Genomic DNA, 23,994 nt, shown 5'->3' on the forward strand with positions numbered 1-23,994 from the left:
TGCGAATGCGTTTGGCGTTCAGTCGATGCGGTTCAGGCTCGCGAAATCCGCGCCGCGCGCGACGAGATCGACGAGCAGCGGCGACGGCTTCCAGAACAGCGGATCCTCCTTCGCGAACGCGCGGATATCGGCGAGCACGTTCGCGAGGCCGAGCGTGTCCGCGTAGTGCATCGGGCCGCCGCGATAGCGCGGGAAGCCGTAGCCGTAGAGGAACACCGCGTCGACATCGAGCGGACGCAGCGCGATCTTCTCGTGCACGACGTTCGCGCCTTCGTTGATCATCGCGGCAAGGTAGCGGCGCATGATTTCGTCGTCGGTGAACGTGCGCGGCGTGACGCTCTTCTTCGCGCGTTCTTCGGCGACGATCGCATCGACTTCCGGGTCGGGCGTGCCGACGCGCGCCCCCTCCGGATACAGGTAATAGCCGCGTGAAGTCTTCTGTCCGAACCAGCCGCGCTCGCACAGCCGGTCGGAAATCTCCACGTAGCGTGCCCGCGGGTCGCGCGTCGCCGCGCGGCGCTTGCGGGTCGCCCAGCCGATGTCGCCGCCCGCGAGGTCGACGACCTGGAACGGCCCCATCGGGAAGCCGAATTCACGCACCGCGCGATCGATCTGGTACGGCGACGCGCCGTCTTCCATCAGGTAGTCGGCCGCCGTGCGATAGACGGCGAGGATCCGGTTGCCGATGAAGCCGTCGCACACGCCCGCTCGCACCGGCGTCTTCTTCAACTGCTTCGCGAGCGCGAACGCGGTCGCGACGACATCCGCGCTCACGCGCGCCGGCACGACGATCTCGAGCAGCTTCATCACGTTGGCCGGCGAGAAGAAATGCAGGCCGATCACGTCGGCCGGCCGGTCGATGCTCGCGGCCAGTTCGTCGATGTCGAGATACGACGTGTTGGTCGCGAGCACCGCGCCCGGCTTGCACGCGCGCGCGAGTTCGGCGAACACGGCTTTCTTCACGGCCATGTCCTCGAACACGGCCTCGATCACGACGTCGGCCTGCGCGAGCGCGTCGTACAACGTGCTGCCCTTGAAGCGCGCGAGCCGCGCGGCGTGCGCGGCCGGCGTCATCCGCCCTTTCGCGACGAGACCGTCGTACACCTTCTCGACATGCGCACGGCCACGCGCGAGCGACGCTTCGTCGCGTTCGATCATCGTCACCGGCAGCCCGGCATCGAGCGCCGCGACCGCGATGCCCGCGCCCATCGTGCCGCCGCCGACCACGCCGATCCGCTCGACCGGCCGCGCGCTCGCGCGCCGCGCCTCGGGCGCCTTCGCCGCTTCGCGCTCCGCGAAGAATGCGTGCACGAGGCCCGCGCGTTGCGGGCTGTCGATGCACTGCAGGAACAGGCTGCGTTCGAACTTCATTCCCGCGTCGAACGACTGCGTGAGCGCGGCTTCGACCGCGTCGACGATCTTCGCCGGCGAGAAGAGGCCGCGCGACTTCTTCGGCAGTTCCGCGCGCGCCGCGTCGATCGCGGCCTGTGCGGCCGCGCGGTCCGCCAGCCCCTGCGCGTCGCGCGTGCGGCGCACCGGTGCGCCGAGCGACACGAGTTCCTGCGCGTAAGCGAGGCCTTCGGCGAGCGTGTCGTCGCTGTGCGCGACGCGATCGACGAGGCCGAGTGCGAGCGCTTCGTCCGCGCTCACATGGCGGCCCGTCAGCATCAGGTCGAGCGCGGCCTTCGCCCCGATCAGGCGCGGCGCGCGCTGCGTGCCGCCCGCGCCGGGCAACAGGCCGAGCGTGACCTCGGGCAGCCCGAGCTTCGAGCCGGGTACCGCGAGCCGGTAATGCGCGGCGAGCGCGACTTCGAGCCCGCCGCCGAGCGTCGCGCCGTGCAGCGCGACCACGACCGGCTTCGTGCCCGATTCGATCCGCTCGCACACGTCGGGCAGCGACGGCGGTACGGGCGGCTTACCGAATTCGCGGATATCGGCGCCCGCGATGAAGTTGCGGCCGGCGCCGACGATCAGCACCGCACGGATCGCGTCGTCGGCCTGCGCGGCGTCGAGCGCGTCGGCGAGGCCGCGCCGCACGTCAGCGGACAGCGCATTGACGGGCGCGTGGTCGATCGTGACGACGAGCACCTTGTCGCGCCGCTCGCGCGTGACGGTGCCGGCCTGGCTGGTGGGGGAAGCGGGTGAATTCATCGTGTCTCCTTGACGCGGCGGCAGGTGCGTCGACGCCGGCGCGTGGCGCGCGGCCACGCGAGCGGCGCCGGGGCGCCTGCCCCGGTCCCGCACGAAGCGGGACAAGATCCGGCCGTATGCCGGGCATGACCCGATTCTCGATTGATCGAGATTCATTGACAATTCCCTCCTGCTTTTACAAGCTGTCAAGTCTGACTTGACACTGAATGCTTCCGACCGTTAAACGGGACGGATCAGGAGACGCGACGCATGGACCTGAACGCGCTGACGCTGCTCGTCGAGATCCTCGACGCCGGCAATCTCAGCAAGGCCGCGCAGCGGCTCAAGATGAGCCGCGCGAACGTCAGCTACCGGCTGAACCAGCTCGAGCGCTCGATCGGCCAGCAGCTTGTGCGGCGCACGACGCGGCGCATCGAGCCGACCGAAATCGGGCTGAAGCTGTACGAGCATGGCCGGCGCATCCGCAACGAACTGCTCGCCGCGCAGGAATCGGTGACGACGCTCGGCCAGGACCTGCAGGGCCGCGTGCGGCTGTCGGTGCCGAGTGGCTACGGGCAGATGGTGATGTCCGACTGGCTGCTCGCGTTCAAGCGGCTGCATCCGGGCATCGTGCTCGACGTCGTGTTCGAAAACCGCGTGGAAGACCTGATGCGCGACGAGATCGACATCGCGGTGCGCGTGATGCCGGAGCCGCCGCAGAACCTCGTCGCGCGCGACATGGGCGCGGTGCGCTACGTCGCGTGCGCGTCAGCCGCATTCGCGGCCGAACACGGGATGCCGGCGAGCCTCGGCGCGTTGTCGGCCTCCCCCGTCGTCACCGCGACGGTGATGGGCCGGCAGCTCAGGATCGCCGCGTATCTCGGCGACGAGCGCCACGAGGTGCTGCTCGAGCCCACGCTGATTTCGGAGAACTTCCTGTTCCTGCGGCAGGCGATCCTCGGCGGGATCGGCGTCGGCATCGTGCCCGACTACGTGGTGCACGACGACATCCGGCGCGGCACGGTCGTCACGTCGCTCGACGCATACCGGCTCAGCATCTTCGGCACGCACATGTACATGCTCTACATGCCGAACCGGCATCACACGCGCGCGACGTCGACGTTCATAGAGTTCATCCTCGAACAGGCCGGGAAGACCGGCCGGGGCGGGCCCGGCGCGATGCGTCAGGGTTTCCTGTCGGGTGACAACCCGCCGGCCGCGCGGCGACAATAGCGCGCCGGGGCGGGCAGCCGCGTTGCGCCGGCACCGTCGCCTCCTTCGAATTCACTGCTGCCGAGGGTTCAATGTTCGACCGGATTCGTCCGCATTCGCGCTCCTGGACGCTGCTCGCCGCTGTCGCGCTCGTCGCGTTCAACGCCGGCTGCACGTCCCCGTCCACGCCATCGTCGGCCGCCGTGGTGCCCGTCGCCGCCGCATCGGGCGCCGCCGTGCCGCTGCCCGGCGTCCATGCACCCGAGCTGTCGTCCGGCTGGACCGACAAGCCGGGCTGGACCTCGCAGCACTTCATGATCGCGGCCGCGAATCCGCTCGCGACGCAGGCCGGCTACGACATGCTGAAGGCGGGCGGCACCGCGATCGACGCGGCGATCGCCACGCAGATGATGCTCGCGCTCGTCGAGCCGCAATCGTCGGGAATCGGCGGCGGCGCGTTCCTGCTGTACTTCGACGGCCGTGCGACGCAGGCCTACGACGGCCGCGAGACCGCGCCGGCCGCCGCGACCGACCGCCTCTTCTACGGGCCGACCGGCCAGCCGATGAGCTTCTACGAAGGTGTCGTCGGCGGGCGCTCGGTCGGCACGCCGGGCGTGCTGCGCATGCTCGACGCCGCGCACCGCGCGCACGGCAAGCTGCCGTGGCGCCGGTTGTTCCAGCCGGCGATCCGGCTCGCCGAGCACGGCTTCACGATCAGCCCGCGGCTCGCGACGCTGATCGCCAACGACAGGTACCTGAAGAACGACCCGGCCGCGCGTGCGTACTTCTACAACAACGACGGCACGCCGAAGGCGGCCGGCACGGTGCTGAAGAACCCCGCGCTCGCGACCGTGCTGCGGCAAGTCGCCGACCGTGGCGCGAACGCGTTCTACAGCGGCGCGATCGCGCGCGACATCGTCACGAAGGTGCGCAGGCACCCGACCAACCCGGGCCTGCTGTCGCTGCAGGATCTCGCGCGCTACAAGGCAAAGGTGCGCACGCCGCTGTGCGCCGATTACCGGCGCTCGGTCGTCTGCGGGATGCCGCCGCCGTCGTCGGGCGGCCTCGCGATCGCGCAGATGCTCGGCATCCTCGAAGCAATGCCGGACTGGCAGCAGATCGGCGCGCAGAAGCCGGTGCGCAACGACGTCGGCTACGAGCCGACGCCGTTCGCCGCGCACCTGTTCAGCGAAGCCGGGCGGCTCGCGTATGCGGACCGCGCGCGCTATGTCGCCGATCCCGATTTCGTGCCGCTGCCGGGCGGCAGCTGGGCGAGCCTCACCGACAAGACCTATCTCGCGCAGCGCGCGCACCTGATCGGCGACAGCAGCATGGGCGTCGCGCAGGCCGGCACGCCGCAGGGCGCGACGCTCGCGATGGCCGACGACCGCAGCCCCGAGCTGCCGTCGACGTCCGACATCGCGATCGTCGACCGCTACGGCCAGGCGCTGTCGATGACGACGAGCATCGAGGACGCGTTCGGCTCGCGGCTGATGGTGCGCGGCTTCATGCTGAACAACCAGCTCACCGATTTCTCGTTCGTGTCGAACGACAACGGCCGGCCGGTCGCGAACCGCGTGCAGCCCGGCAAGCGGCCGCGCTCGGCGATGTCGCCGGAACTCGTGTTCGACAAGAAGACGAAGCAGGTGACGATGATCGTCGGCTCGGCCGGCGGCCCCGCGATCATCAATCACGTCGCGAAGACGCTGGTCGGCGTGCTCGACTGGGGGATGACGATGCAGCAGGCAATTGCGCTGCCGAACTTCGGGTCGATGAACGGGCCGACGCAACTCGAACGCGGCCGCGTGTCGGACGCGCTCGCCGACGGGCTGAAGGGCCGCGGGCACGACGTGCGGGTCGTCGAGATGAACTCGGGGCTGCAGGGCATCCAGCGGCTGAACGTGCAGGGGCAGACGGTGTGGTTCGGGGGGGCTGATCCACGGCGCGAAGGGATCGCGATGGGGGATTGACGCCGGCGGCCAGCGCCGCGATTTCGCATAAACTGACAAGCCCTGCCCCGGCGAGCCATGACATGAATTCGACGACACTCGTGCTGTATGTCATCACCGTATCCGCCGTCACCATCACACCCGGCCCGACGATGTTGCTGGCGCTGAACAACGGCGCCACGCGCGGCATGCGCATCGCGGCCTACGGCATCGCGGGCGCCGCGCTGTCCGACCTGATCCTGATCGGCGCGGTCGGATGCGGGCTCGGCGCGCTCATGCAGGCGTCGGAGCACCTGTTCGTCATGCTGAAGTGGGCGGGCGCCGCGTACCTGCTGTACCTCGCCTGGGCGCTCTGGCACGCCCCCGCGTCCGTTCCGCCGGCCAGCGCCGTGCAGGCCGACGGCGCGCGCGACGGCCGCTCCGCCTTCAAGCGCTCGCTGCTCGTCGCGCTGTCCAATCCGAAGGGCTTGCTGTTCTTCTCGGCGTTCCTGCCGCAGTTCATCCAGCCGCAATCGAACGTCGCTGCCCAGTACGCGACGCTGGCCATCCTGACGGCCGCGATCGACGTCCTGTTGATGGCGGTCTATGCGGCAGGCGGCCATCATGCGATGAAGGTCATGTCCGGCAGCGCGCTGAAATGGCTCAATCGCGGCTGCGCCGGCATGCTGGCCGGGCTGGCGGTTGCGCTCAGCCTCTACCGGCGCGGCACCGCGACCTGATGCGACGGCGCCGCCCGCCGCAACGAACCTCGCTCACCCTCGCCCCTTCCACGGCACGATCCGCCGCTCGACCCATCGCATCGCGAGGTCGAACAGCCACGCGATCGCGCCGATGATCAGGATGCCCATCACGACGATGTCCGTGCGCAGGAAGCTCGATGCGTTGAGCACCATCTGCCCGAGCCCGGCCGTCGCGGCGACCATCTCGGCCGCGACGAGCGTCGTCCAGCCGAAGCCGATCGCGATCCGCAGCCCGGTGAGGATCTCCGGCAGCGCGGCCGGCAACACCACGTGGCGCACGATCTGCTCGAAGCTGCCGCCGAGCGAATACGCGGCGTTGATCTGCTCGACCGTTGCCGCGCGCACACCGGCGCGGGCGGCCATCGCGATCGGTGCGAAGCATGCGAGAAAGATCACGACGAGCTTCGCCGTTTCGTCGATGCCGAACCAGATCACGACGAGCGGCAGGTACGCGAGCGGCGGCAGCGGCCGATAGAACTCCAGCAGCGGATCGAGCACGCCGCGTGCGATGCGGCTCACGCCCATCAGGATGCCGGCCGGCACGCCGATCGCGGTCGCGAGCAGGAACGCGCCGAACACGCGCGCGGCACTCCACAGCAGGTGCTCGGACAACGGCAGGCCGCCCTGGATGCGGCCGTGCCATGCGTCGACGAATGCCGTCCACACGGCTTCCGGCGCGGGCAGGAACAGCGGCGGCAGCCACTGGCGATAGGTGGCGACCCACCACAGCACGGCCAGCGTCGCGACGGTCGCCGCGCTCAACCCGGCCGTCTTCCCCTGCCCCGGCAAGCGGTAGCGGTGCGACGAAGGCGCACGACGCGCCGCCGCGTGAACCCACGTGCGCTCGCCCTGCTCGAAACCAGCAGCCGTACGATCGGCCGCCCAAGAATCCTGCGTGCTCATGCTGTCCTGCCTGTGCAAAGTGCTGATCCGACCGCGCCCGACCGACGCGCCCTGTCGCGCGAGTTCGTGCATCACGCAGCCACCTCGGCGGCCTCGTCGCGATGCAGGTACTCAATCAGCCGTTCGCGCCACGCGATGAAATCCGGTGACGACTTCACCGCGCGCGCATCGCGCGATTCGACGTAGCGGCGCGCGAACGGCAGTTCGAAGGTTTCCGCGATCCGGCCGGGACCGGGCGTCATCACGACGAGACGCGTCGCGAGAAACAGCGCCTCCTCGACATCGTGCGTAATGAAGAACACCGTCTTGCCGGTGCGCGCCCACACGTCGAGCACGAGCGCCTGCATCGTGCCGCGCGTCATCGCGTCGAGCGCCCCCATCGGCTCGTCCATCAGCAGCACGCGCGGGTCGCTCGCGAGCGCACGTGCGATGCCGACGCGCTGCTGCATCCCGCCCGACAGTTCGTACACGCGCGCATGCGCATGCTTCTCGAGTCCGACCAGCGCGAGCATCTCCCGCGCCCGCGCTTCGCGTTCGGCCTTCGACACGCGTGCGAAGCGCAGCCCGAGCGCGACGTTGTCGAGCACGTCGAGCCACGGCAGCAGCGCATATTTCTGGAACACGACACCGCGATCGGCGCCGGGGCCCGTGACCGGCACACCGTCGACGCGCACGTCGCCCGCCGTCGGCGCGACGAAGCCGGCCATGCAGTTCAGCAGCGTCGTCTTTCCGCAGCCGGACGCGCCGAGCGCGACGACGAATTCACCGGCATCGATGCGCAGGTCGACGCGCGCGAGCGCCTGCGTCGTCGGCCGGCCGCGTTCGCCCGGATAGTCGACCGATACCTGACGGACTTCCAGCGTGCTCATGTTCGATGGCTCCGCGATGGGTCTGGGTCGCCGCGCTCAGCGCGCGGCCTTCTGCACGAACTGCGGATCGACGCCGATCGAGTAGTCGGCGAGTACCGTCTGGATCGTGCCCTGCGATTTGAGGAAGGTGGCCGTGGCCGCGAGCGACTTCGCGGCGCCCGACTGCGCACCGCCGCCGAGCCACGTCGACGACGCCTGCTCGGCCGGCGTCGGGAATGCATAAAGTGCAAGGCTGGCCGGCACGTCCTGCGTGTTCGCGCCCGATACCTTCGCGACCGCCGCGACCTGCGGCGAACCAACCTTCCACGCGGCAGCGTGCGCGCGATAGTCGGCATCGGCCGCCGCGAGTACCTTCACGAAGCGCGTGACGAACTCGGGGTTCTCGCGCGCGAACTTGCGGCTCACGACGAAGCCGTCGAAGGTCGCCTTGCCACTTTCTTTCGCAACCTGGCCCGACGTCGTCAGCACGGTGCCCGACTGCTTGACCTTCGCGAGCACCGGGTCCCAGATGTAGGTCGCATCGATGTCGCCGCGTGCCCAGGCAGCCGCGACTTCGGGCGGACGCAGGTTCACGATCTTCACGTCGTTCGGATTGACGCCCGCGGCCTGCAGCGCGACGAGCGTATGGAAATGCGACGTCGACACGAACGGCACGCCGATCTTCTTGCCCTTCAGCGCGGCGACGTTCGTGACGCCCGAGCCGTTGCGCGCGACGAGCGCCTCGGCGTCGTTGATGTTGTCGAGCACCCAGAACAGCGAGATGTCGAGCCCCTGCGACAGCCCGGCCGCGATCGGGCTCGAGCCGGCTTCGCCGAGCTGCACGGAGCCCGATGCGAGCGCGCGGATCACGTCGGCGCCGCTGTCGAGCTTGCGGAACGTGACCTTGTAGCCGGTCGCCTTCTCGACTTCACCGCTCGCCTGCGCGTAGCGCCACGGCACCACCATGTCCTGGTACGCGATCACGACTTCGCGCGATTCGGCGTGTGCCGCACCGAGCGCGGCAAAGGCGGTCAGCGCGACGACGGCGCGGCGGATGAAGCTGAAACGGGACATGCGGCTCTCCTTCGGAATGCGGGCAATGCTGCGGGAGAGCCGACTATAGGAGCTTTGCGCACGGCGGGAGCGAACTTATCCTGCGAAGCTATCGATGCTGTTTCAGCTTTGCTTTCCATGCTCGACCGGATTGTGTGTCCGGTCGGATGGCGATTGCCGTGCGAACGCGCTGGCGGCGTCCGCACCAACGAAAAAGCCCGCATCGCTGCGGGCTTTTTTCGGGTTCGTCCGAAGACGACGAAGCAAGGGCGTTCAGACCACCCCGGCCCCATGCGCCTGCAGATCGGCGTGATAGCTCGAGCGCACCATCGCGCCGACGGCCGCGTGCGTAAAGCCCATCTTGTACGCCTCTTCCTCGTACATCTTGAACGTATCCGGATGCACGTACGCACGCACCGGCAGGTGGTGCTCGGACGGCTGCAGGTACTGGCCGATCGTCAGCATGTCGACGTCGTGCGCGCGCAGGTCGCGCATCACCTGCAGGATTTCCTCTTCCGTCTCGCCGAGGCCGACCATCAGGCCCGACTTCGTCGCGACGTCCGGATGCAGCGCCTTGAAGTCCTTCAGGAGCTTCAACGAGTGCGCATAGTCCGAACCCGGGCGCGCTTCCTTGTACAGGCGCGGCACCGTTTCGAGGTTGTGGTTCATCACGTCCGGCGGCGCGGCGTTCAGGATCGAGATCGCGCGGTCGAGACGGCCGCGGAAGTCCGGCGTGAGAATCTCGATGCGCGTTTCCGGCGACTGTGCGCGCGTTTCGCGGATGCACTCGACGAAGTGGGCGGCACCGCCGTCGCGCAGGTCGTCGCGGTCGACGCTCGTGATCACCACATACTTGAGCTTCAGCGCGGCGATCGTGCGCGCGAGGTTCTTCGGTTCATCCGCGTCGAGCGGATCGGGACGGCCGTGGCCGACGTCGCAGAACGGGCAGCGGCGTGTGCACTTGTCGCCCATGATCATGAACGTCGCGGTGCCCTTGCCGAAACATTCGCCGATGTTCGGGCAGCTCGCTTCCTCGCACACCGTATGCAGGTTGTGCTCGCGCAGGATCGTCTTGATCTCGTTGAAGCGCGAGCTGCCGGTGGCCGCCTTCACGCGGATCCACTCGGGCTTCTTCAGCTTCTCGATCGGAATGACCTTGATCGGAATGCGCGCCGTCTTCGCCTGCGCCTTCTGCTTGGCGGTCGGATCGTAGGCAGGGGTCGCGGCCGGATCGGCCGGTGCGGGGGAAGCGGTAACGTCAGTCATTCGAATGTTGTTCCAGTGCCTGCGGCTTGTCGGCGGCCGCGGATGCGCCGTCGAGGTTGGCGATCAGACGGCGCACCAGCGTGTGGGCGACGTCGTTCCAGTCGGCGGCAACCTCGAGGCTCGCCATGTCGACAGTTTCCAGTCCGGCATAGCCGCACGGGTTGATCGCAAGAAACGGGCGCAGATCCATCTTCACGTTCAGGCTCAGCCCGTGATAGCTGCAGCCGTTGCGGATCTTCAGGCCGAGGGCCGCGATTTTCGCGCCCTCGTGCACGCCGGACGCCACGTAGATCCCGGGCGCACCCGCCTTGCGGACCGAAGCGAGATTATACGCCGCGAGGGTTTCGATCACGGCCTCCTCGATCTTCGTCACGAGCGTGCGCACCATCAGCTTGCGCCGGCGCAGGTCCAGCAGCAGGTACGCGACGATCTGGCCAGGGCCGTGGTAAGTGATTTGCCCGCCGCGGTCGACCTTCACGAGCGGCACGCCGCTGTCGGCCACCAGCAGGTGAGACGGGTCACCGGCCTGGCCGAGCGTGTAGACGGGCGGATGCTCGACCAGCCAGATCTCGTCGCCGGTGTCGGCCGTGCGCGTGTCGGTGAACGCGCGCATCGCGTCGAAGCTCGCCTCGTAGGTCTCGACGCCCCGCCAGCGCACGGTGACCGGCGGGGCCGGCTGATCCGGGGACCCGGCGGGCGATGCGGAAACGGCAACAGGCGTGGACACGATGGAAACCGGCGAAACGGACATGGGCGGTAGTTTACCGAAAACCCGTGGGTCTCGCCGGCCTTGGAGGGGGACGGATCGCCGGTATCCGTCGGAGGAAATGATGGTCAGACGGTCCGCCATCCGTCGTGGAGCAGCGCGCTCACACGTTCGCGCAGCCGTGCCAGCCCGCCGAGCGCGACTTCCCGGGGCGGCCGCGACACCGAGAACGCCACGCACGCGCCCTCCCGGCCTTCCGCGCTGAGCCACAGCCGCTCGCCGCGGCGCAGCTTCAGTGTCTCGCCATCGACCAGGAAGTAATCGTCGACGTCGTTGCTGCGCGTCGCCCACACCGGCCCGCACTGCACCACCAGCCGCGTGCTGCGTTGTACCTTCATCGGCACGGTTTCGCCCGCCGGGATTTCGAACGTGATGCTTGAGGAAATTTCTTGCATGATCGACTCCGCCAAAAAGTGCTTCGATGGCTACAATCGTAGTCACTTCAAGGCGTCCGACAAAACGACCAATTTTCACGTCGATGTGAGGAAAATTAGCAAATGGACCTCCGCCAGCTGCCTGCGCTGAACGCGATTCGCGCGTTCGAAGCCGCCGCCCGTCACGAGAATTTCTCGCGCGCCGCCGACGAGCTGTACGTCACGCACGGCGCGGTCAGCCACCAGGTACGCGCGCTCGAGGAAGAGCTCGGCGTGCAGCTGTTCACGCGCAACGGCAAGCGGCTGTGCCTGACCGACGCCGGCATGCGCTATGCGCAGCAGATCCGCACCGCGCTGATGGTGATCGCCGACGCGACCCGCGACGTGCGCGCGAGCGACCGCGACCGGCGGCTCGTGGTGTCGATGCTGTCGTCGTTTGCCGCGCGCTTCATCACGCCGCGCATCGGCTCGTTCATCGAGCGGCATCCGGAAATCGACGTCGAACTGCAGTCGACCAACTCGCTCACCGATTTCGCGCGCGACGACGTCGATCTCGCGATCCGCTTCGGGCACGGCAACTATCCGGGGCTGCATGTCGAGCCGCTGTTCGACGAGGTGTTCTTTCCGGCGTGCTCGCCGACACTGAACGGTGGCAAGCTGCCGCAAACGCCCGCCGATCTCGTGCACTACAACCTGCTGCGCTCGGATGACGAGCTGTGGCGGCCGTGGTTCGACGTGGCCGGACTCAAGACGCTGACCGAGCCGAAACGGGGGATTCTGTACCAGGATTCGTCGAACCTGCTGCTGGCCGCGATCGACGGCCAGGGCATCGCACTGGTGCGCCGCTCGCTCGCGGTGCACGACCTGCTGGACGGGCGCATCGTGCGCCTGTTCGACATCGACGGGCCGAGCCCGTGGCACTATTTTTTCGTGTGTCCGCCGCCGCTCCTGAACACGCCGCGCGTGCAGGCGTTCAGGACCTGGCTGCTTCAGGAAGTCGCCGAATACAAACGGCTGTGCGACGAGCTGGACGCGCGGCGCGCGGCGGGGAAGACCCCCGCCGAGTGCGCGCAGGAAGGAGGATGGAAGGCGCTTTCGCTCAGAGTACGACCTTGACCATCGGATGGCCGGTCAGTGCGCGGTAGATGTTGTCGAGCTGTTCCTGGCTCGTCGCCCGCACGGTGATCGTAAGGCCCGTGTAATTGCCGCCGCTCGACGCACGCTCCTCGATCTTCTCGACATCGATCTCGTTGTCGTGAACGGCGACGACCTTGAAGATCGTGTCCTTGAACTCGGGGTGCGCCTTGCCCATGATCTTGATCGGGAAATCGCACGGGAACTCCAGCAGCGACTCCTTCCGGGTATCGATCGCGCCGGTCACCTCGATGGTTTTGGTCGGTTCGCTCATCACTTTCTCCGGGTTAGGTCAAACTGTTCAAACTCGCGCGCCTTCGCGCGCTGGTACGCGTCATACAACGCCGCGAACACGGGGCCCGGCTTGCCGCCCTGCACGGGCAGATCGTCGAGCGACGTGACGGGCAGCACTTCCTTCGTGGCCGACGTGATCATGATCTCGTCGGCTGCGCGCAATTCCACTTCGCTGATCTCGCGCGCGACGAACGGAATCCTGCATTCGTCGGCCAGCTCCTCGATCAGCGCGTAGCGGATCCCCTCGAGGATCTTGTTGCTGCGCGGCGGCGCGAGCAGCTCGCCGTTCTTCACGATCCACACGTTCGACGACGAGCCTTCCGTCAGGTTGCCGTCACGCAACTGCAGCGTCTCGAACGCATCGCGTTCGGCCGCATGCTGCGCCATCAGCACGTTGCCGAGCAGCGAGATCGACTTGATGTCGCAATGCAGCCAGCGGCGATCCTCGGCCGTCACGCAGCGCACGCCCTGCGCGCGTTCGTCGGCGGACGGCAGGCGCAGCGGGCTCGTCATCATGAACACCGTCGGCACCGCGTTCGCGGGGAACGCGTGGCCGCGCTTCGCGACGCCGCGCGTGACCTGCAGGTAGACGAGCGCGTTGCCGTCGCCGAGCCCTTCGGCATTCGCCGCGACGACGCGCTCGATCAGCGCACGCCAGCCCGCGTCGTCGTGCGGGCTGGCGATACCGATCTTCTTCAGGCTGCGCTCGAGCCGCGCCAGATGCTGTTCGATCCGGAACGGCACGTGCGCGCCATCGTGCGCATAAACGGGGACGACTTCATACACGCCGTCGCCGAAGATGAACCCACGGTCGAGCACCGGCACACGGGCTTCCGACAGCGGCACCATTTCTTCCTGCGACGACACGCTGAGGTAGACGATCGGTTCGAATTCGGCTTGGCTCATAGCTATGACAGATGGGGATGAAGTCGTGAAAACAAAGGCCCGTCGTGCTTACTTCTTCTTGCTGAACATCAGCAGGATCGAGTCCCAGATACGCCCGAAGATACCCGCTTCCGGCACGGCCTGCAGTGCGACGACCGGGAATTCCGACAGCGTCTTGCCGTCGGCGACGATCTTCACGGTGCCGACCTGCTGGCCTTCCGCGAGCGGCGCGATCAGCGGCGCGTTGACGTCGACTTCCGTCTTGACCTTGTCGCCGAGGCCGCGCGGCACGGTCGCCCACTGGTCGCCCTTCACGCCGACCTGCACGGTGTTGTCCTTGCCCTTGTAGATGCGCGGCGTCGAGATCGCCTGGCCGCCCTTGAACAGGCGCACCGAATCGAACGCGCTGTAGCCGTAGTTCAGCATCTTCATGCTGTCCTGCGTGCGCTCGCCTTCCTTCTGCTCGCCCATCATCACCGACACCAGGCGGCGCTGGCCGTCCACGCCCGGGATCGCGCGCTTCGCCGACGCGATCAGGCAGTAGCCGGCCGCCTGCGTATGGCCCGTCTTCAGGCCGTCGACCGTCGGGTCGAGCCACAGCAGACGGTTGCGGTTGCCCTGGCGGATGTTGTTGTACTTGAATTCCTTCTCCGAGAAGATGCTGTAGTACTGCGGAAAATCGCGGATCAGGTGGGCGGACAGGTTCGCGAGGTCGCCGGCCGTCGTGTAGTGGTTCGGGTCGGGCATGCCGTTCACGTCGGCGAAGTGCGTGCCCTTCATGCCGAGGCGCTTGACCTCGTCGTTCATCATGTTGACGAACTGCCCTTCGCTGCCGCCGACGAGTTCGGCCAGCGCGATCGCGGCGTCGTTGCCCGACTGGATGATCATCCCGTACACGAGGTCGTGCACCGACACCGGCTTGTTCGCCTCGATGAACATGCGCGACTCGTCGCGGCCGACGCGGCGCACGGCTTCGCTCGGCGTGACGATCTGCTCCATCGAGATCTTCTTCTTGTCGAGCGCCTCGAACACGAGGTACGCCGTCATCAGCTTCGTCAGCGATGCGGGCTCGACACGTTCATCGGCATTGCCCGACGCGAGCACCGTGTTGCTGGTCGCATCGACGAGCACCCACGAGCGCGCATTCACGCCCGGCGGCGGCACCGCGCCCGGCATGTAGGTCGCGGGCGCGCCGGTGAACTGCTCGGCGGCGGCCGGCGCAGCATGCGCGGCCTTGGCCTTGGCGGCCGGCTTCGCCTCGGCGACGACGATCGTCGACGCGAGCGCGACGGGCAGCATCACGCCGAGCGCGACGTTGCGCGCGGCGGTGCCGAAGGCGATGGAGGAAGCGAGGGACTTGAGGCCTTGGGGAGACAGACGCATGATCGATTCAGGCTGATGGCAGAAAGTGCGGTGCGAAACGCGCAGGGTTGAACGGCAAGGCGGCGGGCGTTTCGGGCACTCGCCCGATATCGTCGGGCGACGCGAAACGCGCCGGTTGGACTCGTGCGGACGCGTTCGGTTCGCGGCTGTCGCGAGCGGGCGGACAGATGGCGAAACGAGCGCCGCATGGGCCCAGCCGGGCCGCGGGCGACGCGGAATCCGGCCATTATACGTGGCCGCGCAGGGCGTTTTCGCGAACCTGGCGCCGGACGGCCGACCATCTTCATCGGGCGCAGGGTACCGGCAGGCTGCGCGTCATCGCACGCGAAGGTGTGCGAAAGGCGTGTGCAGGCGAGGTGGAAGTGGGGCCGCGCCGCACGCTGCGGCGCGATGTCGCGCGGGAGGATCGCGCCTCCGGCGCGTGCCGGAGGCCGTGTGCGCAAGACGTCGCGGGCCGCCGGCGCTAGCCGGCACCCGCGCGCCGGCTAGCGCCAGGCGTCGACGATGATGCGTTTCAGCACGTGCAGCTTGCGATGCAGGAAATGCTCGGCGCCGGGGATCACGACGACCGGCAGTTCCTGCGGCCGCGCCCAGTCGTACACCGACGCGATCGGCACCGTGTCGTCGGTTTCGCCGTGGATCACGAGCGTGTTCTCGGGCACGTCGGCCACCTGCCAGCGGCTCGCGGCCGTGCCGACGAACACCATCCGCTCGATCGACTCGCCCGCGTCGCACAGCCGCCTGGCGACGTGCGACAGCACGAAGGTGCCGAACGAGAAGCCCGCGAGCACGAGCGGCAGGTCGGCATATGCGGGCTGCGCGCGCATGTGCGCGAGCACCGCGAGCAGGTCGTCGGCCTCGCCGGTGCCGTTATCGTGCACGCCCTCGGTCGCGCCGACGCCGCGGAAGTTCGACCGGAACACGACGTAGTTCAACTGCACCAGCGTGCGCGCGAGCGTTTGCGCAACCTTGTTGTCCATCGTGCCGCCGAACAGCGGATGCGGATGCGCGACGAGCGCGATGCCGCGCGGCGCGGCACCGCTTTCGCGCACGGCATCGGGGAGATCGACCGCGATCTCGATCTGCCCGACCGGGCCCGCGATCAGCGATTTCTGCGTATGAACGTTCATTCGGCCGACCCGCTCAAATCTTCAGGCGGTCGACGACCTTGCCGTCGCGCAGGTGCGATTCGACGATCTCGTCGATGTCGGCCTGGTCGACGTACGTGTACCACGTGCCCTCCGGATACACGACCATCACCGGCCCCTCCTCGCAGCGGTCGAGGCAGCCGGCCTTGTTGATGCGAACCTTGCCGGGCCCCGCAAGGCCGAGCTCCTTCACGCGCTTTTTCGCGTATTCCTGCATGGTCTGCGCGCCGCATTGCGCGCAGCTCGGGCGTTCGGCGCCCGGTTCGCGCTGGTTCAGGCAGAAGAAGACGTGGTGCTGGTAGTAGGAATCCATGATCGTGACGAGCGGCCCGGCGCAAGGCCGTGCGGAAAGAGGAGCGATTGCCGCTGCGCGGGGCAACGGGTGTGTAGTGTTCGGTGCCAGGCGGCGCTGATGTGCCAGCGGATTCGTGCTCGTGGCAAGGCGCAAACCGCAGCGATGCCTGGTGGCATCGCGAGGATTTGCAACGCGGCCACGGGTGCGAAGGCGCCGCACATGAGTGCCGATTGGTGCCGAACACTGCACTCATGCGGACGATTATAGCGACCGGCGTACGCCGCTGCCCGCGATACCGCCGCGGCCGCGCTGCTGGAAGCGCTGGAAGCGTTGCAACCGCCGCAGCCATCGCAGCTACCGCGTCAGCGGCGCAACACGGCCGGCAGCCAGGCGTGCTCGACGCGCTGGCCGAGCCAGATCAGCGCCGCGTAGGGCCAGATCCACGCGAGCCAGCGCGCGAGGCTGTTGAAGTGCAGGTAGCGGCCCTGCCGCCAGCCCGACAGCGTGAAGTCGAAGAACGGATTGACCGGCAGCAGGTTCACGAGCGCCACGCCGGCCAGCAGCGCGAGCGCCGCAAGCGTCGCGCGCCACGTCGCCGGCACGTGCAGCGCGACGAGCGCGGCCGCGAAACCGAGCTCGATCCCGAGCCGCGCACCGGGCGTCGCCCATACGACGACGAGGCCGGTGGCCGACTGCATGAACGTCGCGGCCGCCTTCAGCACGAGCGTCGCGGCGACGAGCGCGATCAGCAGCCGGATGCGCGGCGCGCGCGGCCGCATTGCGAGCGACGCGATCGTCAGCGCGGCGAACAGCATCAGCCCGCCGAGCGCGGCCTCCCACGCGGAGTCGGACAGCCAGCCGTCGACGCGCTCGGGCCATTCGCCCACGCGCCACGCGGCCGGCAGCCACGCGAGCAGCGCGTCCTGCATCGACGTGTCGGCACGCTCCCACAGCGCGGCCGGCCAGTCGCCGATGCCGAACAGGAACGGCGACGGGAACAGGATCGCGAACGGCCACAGCCCGGCGAGCAGCAGCGGCGTCGCACCGTCGTCCTCGAACCACGCGAAGCGCAGCCGCCGCAGCGCGCCGCGATCGAGCAGCGCACCGGTGGCCGGCGCGACGAGCGCCGCGCCCAGCAACGCGCCGAGCGCATTGGCCGCGAGATCGAGATTCGACGCGACACGCGTCGGCAGGTAGGTTTGCAACGCTTCCATCGAGCCCGACAGCAGTACGCCGAGCCCGGCCGCGATCAGCGTCGCGGCCACGCCGCGCCAGCGCGGATGCAGCGCGAGCACGGCGAGCACGGCGAGCGCGCCGAACGGCAGGTAACCGAGCACGTTCGTGACCACGTCGAATGCGGTCACGTAGCGCTGCATCGGCGCGAACAGGTAGTCGAACGGCCCGATGCCGAGCGACACCCAGCCTTCGAACGGATACAGCGACGCGTAGACGATGAGTGCCGTGTAAGCGGCAAAGGCCTGCCGCGCGAGCGGCGATGCGCGAGGCGTGCCGGTCGCGCTCATCGCGGCTGCACGGCACGCGTCACGGCGTGCCCGCGTACGCCTGCATGCCGACCCACGCGGCGATCTGCGACACGAGCTCGTTGCTCGCCGTCGCGAGCGCGCGGGCGCCGCCCGCCGCGTCGGGCGTGCTCGACGGCGCACGCGCGACGAACGTGCGCTGGCCGAGCACCTTGCCGTCCAGTGTCAGCGTCGCGCGCGCGGTAACGGCGCCGTGGCTCTGCGACTGGCCGTCGAACACCTGCTCGAATTCGTTCAGGTCGACCTTGAGGGTCGGCGCGCGCACGCCGTCGGACCCTTCGAGCACCGTGCCGCGCGACGACAGCGCGCCGCGCAGCCGCTGCGTGAGCAGTTGTGCGGGCGGTGCCGTCCAGCGGCTGTCGCGATAGACGGCCACGTGCTGCGCGTCCACGTACGCGAGGCGGTACGAGAATTTGTCGGAGTCGAGCGCGTCGGGCGCGGCGACGTCGAGCACCTTCAGCGCGGGGCCCGGGCCTGCGGTCACGACCGACGGGGCCGCCCCAGGTGTGGCCGGCCCGAGGTCATAGCGGACATTCGACAGCACCGCGCTGTTGCCCGCGCAGCCGGCCGCGAGCGACAGCGTCAGCGCGGCAAGCGCGGCCGCGGCCGGACGCAGCGCGCGGTCAAGGATTCGTGGCATGGCGTGTTCCTGCATGATGTTTCCGGTTTCGATGGGTGTCACTGCCCGGCCGTCGCACCGGGCCAGACGAAGCCCGCTTCGCCGGGCCCCGGCGCCGCGCCGGGCGCACCGAACAACAGACTGCGCGGGTTGCGGCCAAGTTCACCGGCCACGTCCTTCAATTGCCGCGACGCATCGCCGACGCTGCCGGCCAGCGCGTTGAAACGCGGCAGCGTGTCGTACTGCACGCGCGCGTTGAGCTCGTTCAGCGTGACACCGACCTGCTCGGCGGCCGTGCCGGCCTTGTTCAGGTTCGACACGAGCGGCCCGTTCGGCTGCAGCAGCGTGTTCGCCGACGCCATCGCGCGGTTCACCTCGTGCATCGTCTCCGGCAGCGCGGTGACCGTCGGGCCAAGCTGCTTCGTCAGCGTGGCGGCACCATCGGCCGCGTGCTGCAGGCTTTCGGCGGTCGCGCGCAACTGCTCGCGCATCTCGGGCGACATCAGCGCGTTCGCGCTCTTCGCGGCCAGTTCGAGCTGCCGCAGCAGTACGTCGCCGCGCTCCTGGATCTGGTCGAACAGGCTCGGCCGCATCGGGATCTGCGCGATCGACTTCGTCGACGACGGCAGCGGCGCCAGGTCGCGCCCCGTATCCTCGAGCTGCACGAACGCGATCCCCGTCACGCCCTGGAAGCCGAGGCTGCCGTAGGTCGACTGCGTGATCGGCGCGTCGTGATCGACGAGAATCCGGATCCGGATCTGGCCCGGGTGCGAACGATCGAAGCCGATCGACTGCACCTTGCCGACGTCGAGGCCGCGAAAACGCACGGCCGCGTCCGGGAACAGCCCCGTCACGTTGGTGCGCGCGAGCAGGTCGTACGGCACGCGTACGGTGCGGTCGACGTTGAACCAGAACACGGTGCCCGCGATCGCGAGCGTCAGCGCGATCGTGAACAGGCCGGCCCAGAACGCATGTGATTTGTTTTCCATTCGGGGATTCCTTCGTTCCTACAGCTCGACGCTCGACAGCGCCGGTTCGAGGGCCGCCTTCGGCAGCTTCGCGCGTCGCTCGGGCGGCAGCGCCTGCAATGCGCGGCGCCCGCGCAGCCCCAGGAAATATTCGTGGATGAACGGATGGTCGACGTTCGCGGCCTCCTCGACCGGTGCGGCGACCAGCACCTTGCGGTCGGCCAGCACCGCGACGCGCGTCGACAGCGCGACCATCGTGTCGAGATCGTGCGTCACCATCACGACGGTCAGCCCGAGCGTGCGGTGGAGCGTCGCGATCAGCTCGACGAATTCGTCCGACGCCTGCGGATCGAGGCCGGCCGTCGGTTCGTCGAGGAACAGCAGCTCGGGCTCGAGCGCGATCGCACGCGCGATGCCGACCCGCTTGACCATTCCGCCCGACAGCGCGGCCGGCATCTTCGACGCGTGCTTGCACGGCAGCCCGACCATCTCGAGCTTCAGCATCACGATGTCGTGCAGGAGATCCGGCGGCACGCGGCCAAGCTCGCGCAGCGGCTGCGCGACGTTGTCGAACACCGTCATCGACGAGAACAGCGCGCCCTGCTGGAACAGCATCCCCGAGCGCGTGCGCATCATCCGCGCGCTCGCGTCGTCGATCGTCGCGGTATCTTCGCCGAACACCTTGATCGTGCCCGACGTCGGCCGCTCGAGGCCGAGGATCTGCCGCACGAGCGTGGTCTTGCCGGAGCCCGAGCCGCCGACGATCGCCACGATCTCGCCGCGCCGAACGTCGAAGTCGAGCTTCTGGTGAATGATGTTGCGCCCGTAGCGCTTGGTCAGGTTGCGCACCTCGATCACGAGGTCGCCGGGATCGGCCGCCGCGGCCGGCCGGTCGCCGACCGACCCGGCACCGACGGCCGCCGCATGCGCGGTCGTTTCGTTCGATGCGTTCATCCGAGCCCCACGTTCTGGAACAGGATCGCGAACACAGCGTCGGCGAGGATCACGACCGTGATCGACGACACGACCGACGTGGTCGTGCCTTCACCGAGGCTCTGCGAGTTCGCCTTGATCCGGAAGCCGAAATGGCACGCGACCAGCGCGATCAGCATGCCGAACACGACGCCCTTGCCCACGCCGATGTACAGGTTCGCGATCGGCACGACGCCCGGCAGCGAGCGCACGAAATAGTTGACGTCGATCCCGAGCACGAGCTTCGCGGCAAGCGCACCGCCCGTCAACGCGATGATGTTGGTCCACATCACGAGCAGCGGCATCGCGACGCCGAGCGCGAGCACGCGCGGCAGGATCAGCCGCAGCCCGTGCGGAATGCCCATCACGCGCATCGCGTCGAGCTCCTCGGTCACACGCATCACGCCGATCTGCGCGGTGATCGCCGAGCCCGAGCGGCCCGCGACGAGAATGGCCGACAGCACCGGGCCGAGCTCGCGGATCACCGACAGCCCGAGGATGTTCACGATGTAGCGGTTCGCGCCGAACATCTGCAACTGCTGCGCGGACAGGTAGCTGAGCACGATGCCGATCAGGAACGCGACGAGCGCGGTGATCGGCAGGGCCTGCGCGCCGGCGCTGTAGATGTTCGCCGAGGTCTCCTTCCACGGCATGGTCTGCGGACGGCGCAACACCGACAGCGCATCGAGGATCACGAGGCCGAACAACGCGATGCCGCCCTGCAGGTGTTCGCCGAACCGGAAGATCGCCTGACCGAGCCGCGTGACGGGATCGAAGCGCACGACGCGCTCGGGCGCCTCGCGCCCGCTGTCGAGCCGCTCGATGCGCTCGAAGATCGTGCGCTGCGTGTCGCTCAACGAGACGCCGGCCGGCAGCTTGCGGCCCCACACGCGCCACAGCGCCTGGCCGCCGACGTGGTCGAGCCGCTCGATGCCGGACAGATCCCATTCGCTCACGCGCCCGGACCCGATGCTCGCGATACGACGCGCCACCGCGCCACGATTGCGTGCAAGCGCGAGCGCGGTCCACTGGCCGTACAGGCGCACCGTCTGGCCCTGGCCGCCGGCGTCGACCGACAGGCCGGGAGGAGTCTCGAAGTCCAAGGGCAGGTTGTTTGCAAAAAGGTGACAGCGGTCATTGTAGCGAACCGCCCGGCGACGCGACGTGAGGATTTCCGTGTGGACGCCCAGCCCGGGGCCCGCAGCCGGGCGCGCCTGGCCGGGTGCGCCCAGCCGGAGGCGCCGGGCCGGGTCGCCCGCCCCGGGGTGCGCGTGGAAGCCGCCGCCCCTGCCGGTTGACGGCTTCACCACCTTTCATTCTTCCGTCACGTTTCCTTTCGATACTCTCACGCGCCGCACATCAGGCCGTCGGCGCCCCGCGCCGCCATTCGCTGCGCACCTCGCGTTTCATAAAACAGAACACCGAACAGGACAACCGATGCATCTCCCCCTGCTTTCCCGCCGTCGCATGCCGGCCATCGCCGCGCTCGCCAGCCTCGCCTTCATCCTCGCCGCGTGCGGCGGCGACGACGTCACCTCGCCGCCGGTGACGCCGCCGGCGGCCCAGGCGCCCGTCGGCACGACGGCCACGCTCGCCCTGCTCGAGACGACCGACCTGCACACCAACGTGCTGTCGTATGACTATTTCAAGCTCGCCGCCGACAATTCGCTCGGCTTCGAACGCGTGTCGACGCTGATCGCACAAGCACGCAAGCAATACCCGAACACGCTGCTGCTCGACAACGGCGACACGATCCAGGGCACCGCGCTGTCGGATTACCAAGCGCTCGTGAAGCCGGTCGGCTGCGACCAGACGCTCGCGATCTACAAGGTGATGAACGCCGCGAAATTCGACGGCGGCGGGATCGGCAACCACGAATTCAACTACGGGCTGCCGTACCTGTCGCAGGTGACCGGCAACACGTTCGAGGTCGACGGCCTGCCGGCGCCCGCCCAGCAGAAGAAGTGCGCGGGCCCGAACTTCCCGCAGGTGCTCGCGAACGTGATCAGCGCGAAGACCAACGCGCCGCTGTTCACGCCGTACACGATCCTGACCCGCACCGTGACCGCGACGACGCCGGACGGCAAGACGGTCAGCGCGCCCGTGAAGATCGGCATCATCGGCTTCACGCCGCCCGCGATCATGAACTGGGACAAGCGCTGGCTCGACGGCAAGGTCTACACGACCGGCCTGAAGGAAGCCGCCGAGAAGTACATTCCGGAGATGCGCGCGAAGGGCGCCGATCTCGTCGTCGCGATCTCGCACGGCGGCCTCGACAATTCCGCGTATTCGCCGACGATGGAGAACGGCAGCTGGTGGCTGTCGAAGGTGACCGGCATCGACGCGATGCTGATCGGCCACTCGCACCAGGTGTTCCCGGACGCGAACAGCACCGTGTCGCAGTTCAACCTGCCGGGCGTCGACAAGGTCAAGGGCACCGTCAACGGCGTGCCGACCGTGATGGCCAACTACTGGGGCAAGCACCTCGGCGTGATCAAGCTCGGCCTGAAGTTCGACGGCAAGACGTGGAGCGTCGACAAGTCGCAGACGACCGTCGAGGCGCGCTCGACCCAGAACGCCGACAAGAGCTACGTCGCGGCCGATCCGTCGGTTTCCACCGCGATCGCCGCCGAACACCAGGCGACGATCGACTACGTGAAGACGCCGATCGGCTCGACCGACTACCGGATGAACTCGTACTTCGCGGACGTCGGCGACCCGGGCGCGATCCAGATCGTCAACGAGGCGCAGGCCGACTACGTGAAAACCTACGTGCAGGCGAACCTGCCGCAATACGCGTCGCTGCCGGTGCTGTCGGTCAGCGCGCCGTTCAAGAGCGGCTTCGGCGGCGGCACCGACTACACCGACGTCGCGCCGGGCGCGCTCGCGATCAACAACGCGGCCGACCTGTACCTGTATCCGAACACCGTGTATGCGGTGAAGGTGAGCGGCGCCGACGTGAAGAACTGGCTCGAAACCGCCGCGAAGCGCTTCAACCGCATCGACCCGACCAAGGCGACCGTGCAGCCGCTCGTCAGCACGTTCCCCGGCTACAACTTCGACATGTTCACGTCCGCCGATCTCGCGTATGAAATCGACGTCACGCAGCCGGTCGGCAGCCGGATCAAGAACCTGACGTACAAGGGCGCGCCGATCGACCCGAACGCGCAGTTCATCGTCGCGACCAACAACTACCGCGCGAGCGGCGGCGGCAACTTCCCGGGCCTCGACGGCAGCAAGACGATCTTCGCGTCGCCCGATGCGAACCGCGACGTGCTGATCGCGTTCGTGAAACAGCGCGGCAAGATCACGCGCACGGCCGACGGCGCGCAGCGCAGCTGGCGCTTCACGAAGCTCGCGAGCTCGGTCGCGCACGTGCAGTTCGCGTCCGCACCGAACCGCCTCGGCGACGCGGCGGCGGCCGGCCTGACCGGCATCACGCAGGTCGCGGCCGACGACGGTTCAGGCAAGAACCTCGCCACCTACGAGATCGACCTCACCCAATGAGACACGC

22 protein-coding genes are annotated in these 23,994 nt (G+C 68.4%); 5 read left to right on the plus strand and 17 right to left on the minus strand.

Annotated elements, in window-relative coordinates:
• Positions 1 to 18: 18 nt before the first annotated feature.
• Positions 19 to 2,151 carry a 3-hydroxyacyl-CoA dehydrogenase NAD-binding domain-containing protein gene (locus tag HAV18_RS35540; RefSeq protein WP_166965164.1) on the minus strand — a complete coding sequence of 711 codons (2,133 nt, stop codon included), beginning with the start codon at positions 2,149 to 2,151 and terminating at the stop codon, positions 19 to 21.
• A 249-nt stretch (positions 2,152 to 2,400) separates the two neighbouring features.
• Here HAV18_RS35540 and HAV18_RS35545 point away from each other — a divergent pair, with 249 nt between their 5' ends.
• From HAV18_RS35545 to HAV18_RS35555, 3 genes are all read left to right on the plus strand, one after another.
• On the plus strand, positions 2,401 to 3,363 hold the full coding sequence (locus HAV18_RS35545) for a LysR family transcriptional regulator (protein ID WP_166965165.1): 963 nt from the start codon (positions 2,401 to 2,403) through the stop codon (positions 3,361 to 3,363).
• Positions 3,364 to 3,434: 71 nt separating this feature from the next.
• Complete coding sequence (gene ggt, locus HAV18_RS35550) at positions 3,435 to 5,312, plus strand: gamma-glutamyltransferase (protein ID WP_166965166.1); 1,878 nt, start codon at positions 3,435 to 3,437, stop codon at positions 5,310 to 5,312.
• 62 nt (positions 5,313 to 5,374) lie between these two features.
• Positions 5,375 to 6,010 (plus strand): LysE family translocator, encoded by a 636-nt coding sequence (locus tag HAV18_RS35555; protein ID WP_166965168.1) that lies wholly within the window; start codon positions 5,375 to 5,377, stop codon positions 6,008 to 6,010.
• Positions 6,011 to 6,043: 33 nt separating this feature from the next.
• On the opposite strand, the gene HAV18_RS35560 is transcribed toward HAV18_RS35555, so the two are convergent.
• The 6 genes from HAV18_RS35560 to HAV18_RS35585 all read right to left on the minus strand — a co-directional run bounded on the left by HAV18_RS35560 (position 6,044) and on the right by HAV18_RS35585 (position 11,262).
• Positions 6,044 to 7,006, minus strand: coding sequence for an ABC transporter permease subunit (locus tag HAV18_RS35560; RefSeq protein ID WP_166965227.1), 963 nt, complete (start codon positions 7,004 to 7,006; stop codon positions 6,044 to 6,046).
• Positions 7,006 to 7,803: a taurine ABC transporter ATP-binding protein gene (locus HAV18_RS35565; protein WP_166965169.1), complete on the minus strand. Its 798-nt coding sequence runs from the start codon at positions 7,801 to 7,803 to the stop codon at positions 7,006 to 7,008. Before HAV18_RS35565 ends, HAV18_RS35560 begins: the two co-directional genes overlap by 1 nt.
• A 36-nt stretch (positions 7,804 to 7,839) precedes the next feature.
• Entirely contained in the window at positions 7,840 to 8,856 is a 1,017-nt protein-coding gene (tauA, locus tag HAV18_RS35570; protein ID WP_166965171.1) for a taurine ABC transporter substrate-binding protein, read from the minus strand.
• A 252-nt stretch (positions 8,857 to 9,108) separates the two neighbouring features.
• Complete coding sequence (lipA, locus tag HAV18_RS35575; RefSeq protein ID WP_166965172.1) at positions 9,109 to 10,101, minus strand: lipoyl synthase; 993 nt, start codon at positions 10,099 to 10,101, stop codon at positions 9,109 to 9,111.
• Positions 10,094 to 10,852: a lipoyl(octanoyl) transferase LipB gene (lipB, locus tag HAV18_RS35580; protein WP_166965229.1), complete on the minus strand. Its 759-nt coding sequence runs from the start codon at positions 10,850 to 10,852 to the stop codon at positions 10,094 to 10,096. The genes lipA and lipB overlap by 8 nt, the downstream gene beginning before the upstream one ends.
• Before the next feature lie 83 nt (positions 10,853 to 10,935).
• Complete coding sequence (locus HAV18_RS35585; RefSeq protein WP_166965174.1) at positions 10,936 to 11,262, minus strand: DUF2917 domain-containing protein; 327 nt, start codon at positions 11,260 to 11,262, stop codon at positions 10,936 to 10,938.
• A 102-nt stretch (positions 11,263 to 11,364) separates the two neighbouring features.
• Between HAV18_RS35585 and HAV18_RS35590 the strand changes: the two genes are divergently transcribed.
• Complete coding sequence (locus tag HAV18_RS35590; RefSeq protein WP_166965175.1) at positions 11,365 to 12,357, plus strand: transcriptional regulator GcvA; 993 nt, start codon at positions 11,365 to 11,367, stop codon at positions 12,355 to 12,357.
• Here HAV18_RS35590 and HAV18_RS35595 read toward each other — a convergent pair.
• The 10 genes from HAV18_RS35595 to HAV18_RS35640 all read right to left on the minus strand — a co-directional run bounded on the left by HAV18_RS35595 (position 12,341) and on the right by HAV18_RS35640 (position 21,583).
• Positions 12,341 to 12,649 (minus strand): YbeD family protein, encoded by a 309-nt coding sequence (locus HAV18_RS35595; protein WP_011353335.1) that lies wholly within the window; start codon positions 12,647 to 12,649, stop codon positions 12,341 to 12,343. The genes HAV18_RS35590 and HAV18_RS35595 overlap by 17 nt on opposite strands.
• Complete coding sequence (locus HAV18_RS35600) at positions 12,649 to 13,575, minus strand: D-amino acid aminotransferase (RefSeq protein WP_166965177.1); 927 nt, start codon at positions 13,573 to 13,575, stop codon at positions 12,649 to 12,651. The genes HAV18_RS35595 and HAV18_RS35600 overlap by 1 nt, the downstream gene beginning before the upstream one ends.
• 48 nt (positions 13,576 to 13,623) lie before the next feature.
• Complete coding sequence (locus HAV18_RS35605) at positions 13,624 to 14,937, minus strand: D-alanyl-D-alanine carboxypeptidase family protein (protein WP_166965178.1); 1,314 nt, start codon at positions 14,935 to 14,937, stop codon at positions 13,624 to 13,626.
• 485 nt (positions 14,938 to 15,422) lie between these two features.
• A complete protein-coding gene (locus tag HAV18_RS35610) occupies positions 15,423 to 16,067 on the minus strand; it encodes an alpha/beta hydrolase (protein ID WP_166965179.1) in 645 nt (214 codons plus the stop codon).
• A gap of 13 nt (positions 16,068 to 16,080) precedes the next feature.
• Positions 16,081 to 16,398 (minus strand): ferredoxin, encoded by a 318-nt coding sequence (locus tag HAV18_RS35615; RefSeq protein WP_059233089.1) that lies wholly within the window; start codon positions 16,396 to 16,398, stop codon positions 16,081 to 16,083.
• 344 nt (positions 16,399 to 16,742) lie between these two features.
• Positions 16,743 to 17,903, minus strand: a complete 1,161-nt coding sequence (locus tag HAV18_RS35620) for a VanZ family protein (protein ID WP_166965181.1) — start codon at positions 17,901 to 17,903, stop codon at positions 16,743 to 16,745.
• A gap of 19 nt (positions 17,904 to 17,922) precedes the next feature.
• Entirely contained in the window at positions 17,923 to 18,576 is a 654-nt protein-coding gene (locus HAV18_RS35625; RefSeq protein ID WP_407062452.1) for an ABC-type transport auxiliary lipoprotein family protein, read from the minus strand.
• A gap of 23 nt (positions 18,577 to 18,599) precedes the next feature.
• The gene (locus HAV18_RS35630; RefSeq protein ID WP_166965184.1) at positions 18,600 to 19,529 is read right to left on the minus strand and encodes an MlaD family protein; all 930 of its coding nucleotides are present in this window, start codon (positions 19,527 to 19,529) and stop codon (positions 18,600 to 18,602) included.
• An 18-nt stretch (positions 19,530 to 19,547) separates the two neighbouring features.
• Positions 19,548 to 20,462, minus strand: coding sequence for an ABC transporter ATP-binding protein (locus tag HAV18_RS35635; protein WP_166965185.1), 915 nt, complete (start codon positions 20,460 to 20,462; stop codon positions 19,548 to 19,550).
• Positions 20,459 to 21,583, minus strand: coding sequence for an ABC transporter permease (locus HAV18_RS35640; RefSeq protein WP_166965187.1), 1,125 nt, complete (start codon positions 21,581 to 21,583; stop codon positions 20,459 to 20,461). The genes HAV18_RS35635 and HAV18_RS35640 overlap by 4 nt, the downstream gene beginning before the upstream one ends.
• Positions 21,584 to 21,917: 334 nt before the next feature.
• On the opposite strand from HAV18_RS35640, the gene HAV18_RS35645 reads away from it, so the two are divergent.
• Positions 21,918 to 23,987, plus strand: a complete 2,070-nt coding sequence (locus HAV18_RS35645; protein ID WP_166965188.1) for a bifunctional 2',3'-cyclic-nucleotide 2'-phosphodiesterase/3'-nucleotidase — start codon at positions 21,918 to 21,920, stop codon at positions 23,985 to 23,987.
• Positions 23,988 to 23,994: the final 7 nt, after the last annotated feature.

The organism is Burkholderia sp. D-99, from assembly GCF_011605345.1.
Classification (GTDB): Bacteria; Pseudomonadota; Gammaproteobacteria; order Burkholderiales; family Burkholderiaceae; genus Burkholderia.

Bases quoted from the DNA above. Each gene is read 5' to 3' on its own strand.
- HAV18_RS35540 (WP_166965164.1), bottom strand. From the start codon at position 2,151: ATGAATTCACCCGCTTCCCCCACCAGCCAGGCCGGCACCGTCACGCGC.
- HAV18_RS35545 (WP_166965165.1), top strand. From the start codon at position 2,401: ATGGACCTGAACGCGCTGACGCTGCTCGTCGAGATCCTCGACGCCGGC.
- ggt (WP_166965166.1), top strand. From the start codon at position 3,435: ATGTTCGACCGGATTCGTCCGCATTCGCGCTCCTGGACGCTGCTCGCC.
- HAV18_RS35555 (WP_166965168.1), top strand. From the start codon at position 5,375: ATGAATTCGACGACACTCGTGCTGTATGTCATCACCGTATCCGCCGTC.
- HAV18_RS35560 (WP_166965227.1), bottom strand. From the start codon at position 7,006: ATGCACGAACTCGCGCGACAGGGCGCGTCGGTCGGGCGCGGTCGGATC.
- HAV18_RS35565 (WP_166965169.1), bottom strand. From the start codon at position 7,803: ATGAGCACGCTGGAAGTCCGTCAGGTATCGGTCGACTATCCGGGCGAA.
- tauA (WP_166965171.1), bottom strand. From the start codon at position 8,856: ATGTCCCGTTTCAGCTTCATCCGCCGCGCCGTCGTCGCGCTGACCGCC.
- lipA (WP_166965172.1), bottom strand. From the start codon at position 10,101: ATGACTGACGTTACCGCTTCCCCCGCACCGGCCGATCCGGCCGCGACC.
- lipB (WP_166965229.1), bottom strand. From the start codon at position 10,852: ATGTCCGTTTCGCCGGTTTCCATCGTGTCCACGCCTGTTGCCGTTTCC.
- HAV18_RS35585 (WP_166965174.1), bottom strand. From the start codon at position 11,262: ATGCAAGAAATTTCCTCAAGCATCACGTTCGAAATCCCGGCGGGCGAA.
- HAV18_RS35590 (WP_166965175.1), top strand. From the start codon at position 11,365: ATGGACCTCCGCCAGCTGCCTGCGCTGAACGCGATTCGCGCGTTCGAA.
- HAV18_RS35595 (WP_011353335.1), bottom strand. From the start codon at position 12,649: ATGAGCGAACCGACCAAAACCATCGAGGTGACCGGCGCGATCGATACC.
- HAV18_RS35600 (WP_166965177.1), bottom strand. From the start codon at position 13,575: ATGAGCCAAGCCGAATTCGAACCGATCGTCTACCTCAGCGTGTCGTCG.
- HAV18_RS35605 (WP_166965178.1), bottom strand. From the start codon at position 14,937: ATGCGTCTGTCTCCCCAAGGCCTCAAGTCCCTCGCTTCCTCCATCGCC.
- HAV18_RS35610 (WP_166965179.1), bottom strand. From the start codon at position 16,067: ATGAACGTTCATACGCAGAAATCGCTGATCGCGGGCCCGGTCGGGCAG.
- HAV18_RS35615 (WP_059233089.1), bottom strand. From the start codon at position 16,398: ATGGATTCCTACTACCAGCACCACGTCTTCTTCTGCCTGAACCAGCGC.
- HAV18_RS35620 (WP_166965181.1), bottom strand. From the start codon at position 17,903: ATGAGCGCGACCGGCACGCCTCGCGCATCGCCGCTCGCGCGGCAGGCC.
- HAV18_RS35625 (WP_407062452.1), bottom strand. From the start codon at position 18,576: ATGCAGGAACACGCCATGCCACGAATCCTTGACCGCGCGCTGCGTCCG.
- HAV18_RS35630 (WP_166965184.1), bottom strand. From the start codon at position 19,529: ATGGAAAACAAATCACATGCGTTCTGGGCCGGCCTGTTCACGATCGCG.
- HAV18_RS35635 (WP_166965185.1), bottom strand. From the start codon at position 20,462: ATGAACGCATCGAACGAAACGACCGCGCATGCGGCGGCCGTCGGTGCC.
- HAV18_RS35645 (WP_166965188.1), top strand. From the start codon at position 21,918: ATGCATCTCCCCCTGCTTTCCCGCCGTCGCATGCCGGCCATCGCCGCG.